Source organism: Ideonella sp. B508-1 (assembly GCF_000333615.1).
GTDB lineage: Bacteria > Pseudomonadota > Gammaproteobacteria > Burkholderiales > Burkholderiaceae_C > Ideonella.
Genome location: NZ_BADL01000472.1, coordinates 1 through 1,684, shown reverse-complemented (window position 1 = coordinate 1,684; position 1,684 = coordinate 1). Strand labels below are relative to the sequence as shown.

At 64.5% G+C, this 1,684-nt stretch carries 2 protein-coding genes; both read left to right on the top strand.

Going from position 1 to position 1,684, the window contains the following annotated elements; all coding sequences use genetic code 11:
• Window positions 1–63: 63 nt before the first annotated feature.
• Window positions 64–147, top strand: coding sequence for a hypothetical protein (locus tag I73_RS34900; protein ID WP_374701965.1), 84 nt, complete (start codon window positions 64–66; stop codon window positions 145–147).
• Window positions 148–173: 26 nt separating this feature from the next.
• Window positions 174–1,514, top strand: coding sequence for a ribosome biogenesis GTPase Der (gene der / locus I73_RS18905; protein WP_022982051.1), 1,341 nt, complete (start codon window positions 174–176; stop codon window positions 1,512–1,514).
• Window positions 1,515–1,684: the final 170 nt, after the last annotated feature.

The window sequence follows — 1,684 nt, the reverse complement described above, 5'->3', positions numbered from 1 at the left end:
GTCCATTTCCTGTCGCGCAGCAGCGGGGATATCCTGCTGCGACTGCCCACCGATGGGTCGCCGGTGGTGGCGCAGCCCGCCTTGTCCGACACCACCCTGCTGGTGGCCACCGAAGACGGCGGGTTGTTCGCCTTCCGTCCCGAGTAACCTGTTTTCTGATTGCCAGGACTGTCTTGAAGCCCGTCATTGCCCTGGTCGGCCGCCCCAACGTGGGGAAGTCGACATTGTTCAACCGGATGACCAAGAGCCGCGACGCCATCGTCGCGGACTTCGCCGGTCTGACCCGTGACCGTCACTACGGCGACGGGCGCCTGGGCTCGCGCGAGTTCATCGTCATCGACACCGGTGGCTTCGAGCCCGACAGCTCCACGGGCATCGTCAAGGAGATGGCCAAGCAGACCCGTCAGGCCGTGGCCGAGGCGGACGTGGTGATCTTCGTGACCGATGTCCGCACCGGCCTGTCCGGCCAGGATCAGGACATCGCCCGCTACCTGCGGCAGTGCAACAAGCGGGTGCTGCTGGCGGTGAACAAGGCCGAGGGCATGAGCGAGTCGCCCTTGCTGGGCGAGTTTCATGAGCTGGGCATGGGCGAGCCCCATCCCGTCTCCGCCGCGCACGGCCAGGGCATTCGCAGCCTGCTGGAAGCAGCGCTCGAGGAGTTCCCCGAGGAAGAAGACGAAGCCCTCGACGGCGAGGCAGGCGACCGGCCCATCCGCCTGGCGGTGGCGGGTCGTCCCAACGTCGGCAAGTCCACGCTCATCAATGCCTGGCTGGGCGAGGACCGGTTGATCGCCTTCGACATGCCGGGCACCACGCGGGATGCCATCAAGGTGCCCCCTGGAGCGCACGGGCAGAAGTTCGAGCTGATCGACACGGCCGGCCTGCGTCGCAAGGGCAAGGTGTTCGAGGCCATAGAGAAGTTCTCGGTGGTCAAGACGCTGCAGGCCATTGCCGACGCCAACGTCGTGGTGCTGATGATCGACGCCACCCAGGGGGTGAGCGAGCAGGATGCCCACATCGCCGGCTACGTGCTGGATTCGGGGCGGGCCGTCGTCATCGCAATCAACAAGTGGGATGCCATCGACAGCTACCAGCGCCAATTGCTGGAGCGTTCCATCGAGCAGCGCCTGGCCTTTCTGCGCTTTGCGCCCATGGTCAACATCTCGGCGCTCAAGCGCCAGGGCCTGGGCCCCTTGTGGAAGGCCATCTCCGATGCGCACGCCTCGGCCACCTGCAAGATGCCCACGCCGGTGCTGACCCGCCTGCTGCACGAGGCGGTGGAGCACCAGCAGCCCAAGCGCAGCGGCACCTTCCGGCCCAAGCTGCGCTACGCCCACCAGGGGGGGATGAATCCCCCCATCATCGTGATCCACGGCAACTCCCTGGAACACGTGACCGAGGTCTACAAGCGTTACCTCGAGGGCCGTTTCCGTGACCATTTCAAGCTTGTGGGCACGCCCCTGCGCATTGAAATGAAGCTTTCACGGAACCCTTTCGACGAATCCGAGCACTGACACAGGAAGCCGCGCCATTCTCCACAGCCTGTGGGGGCAGGGCGCCTGTGTTAACGTGCCAACATTCAATCTCTCTTCAACACGGAGCATATCGTGAGCAACAAAGGGCAACTTCTACAAGACCCGTTCCTGAACCTGCTGCGCAAGGAGCATGTTCCGGGTCCATCTAC